The following is an 813-nucleotide window of genomic DNA, read 5'->3' on the forward strand; positions in this document are numbered from 1 at the left end:
CATCGCGGCGAGATCCCGATCTACGAGCCTGGCCTCGACGAGCTGGTCGCGAACAACGTGAAAGCCAAGCGGCTCGACTTCACCACCGATCTGAAGCAGCCGGTTGCCGATGCCGACGCCGTGTTCATCGCGGTCGGCACGCCCTCGCGCCGCGGCGACGGGCACGCGGACCTGTCTTACGTCTACGCCGCCGCGAAAGAGATCGCGCAGTCGCTGCAGGGCTTCACCGTGGTAGTGACGAAATCGACCGTGCCGGTCGGCACCGGCGACGAGGTCGAGCGCATCATTCGCGAGGCCAATCCGTCGGCCGACGTGGTGGTCGCCTCCAACCCTGAGTTCCTGCGCGAGGGCGCGGCGATCCGCGATTTCAAATTCCCCGACCGCATCGTGGTCGGCACCTCCGACGAGCGCGGCCGCAAGGTGATGGGCGACATCTACCGCCCGCTGTCGCTGAACCAGGCGCCGCTGATGTTCACCGCGCGCCGCACCGCCGAGATGATCAAATACGCCGCCAACGCGTTCCTGGCGACCAAGATCACCTTCATCAACGAGATCGCCGACCTGTCCGAAAAGGCCGGCGCCAACGTCCAGGAGGTCGCGCGCGGCATCGGCCTCGACAACCGCATCGGCACCAAATTCCTGCATGCCGGTCCCGGCTTCGGCGGCTCGTGCTTCCCGAAGGACACCAAGGCCCTAATCAAGATCGCGCAGGATTACGACGTCTCCTTGCGCATCGTCGAATCGGTGCTGGCGGTCAACGAGAACCGCAAGCGCGCGATGGCGCGCAAGGTGAGCCAGGCGCTCGGCGGCAAT

1 protein-coding gene is annotated in these 813 nt (G+C 66.1%); it reads left to right on the top strand.

All coding sequences use genetic code 11. From position 1 onward, the window contains the following. A partial coding sequence (locus HZZ16_RS36920) for a UDP-glucose dehydrogenase family protein (RefSeq protein WP_197955765.1) occupies positions 1 to 813 on the top strand: 813 nt, incomplete at both ends.

It is taken from the genome of Bradyrhizobium glycinis, from assembly GCF_016031655.1.
GTDB lineage: Bacteria > Pseudomonadota > Alphaproteobacteria > Rhizobiales > Xanthobacteraceae > Bradyrhizobium > Bradyrhizobium glycinis.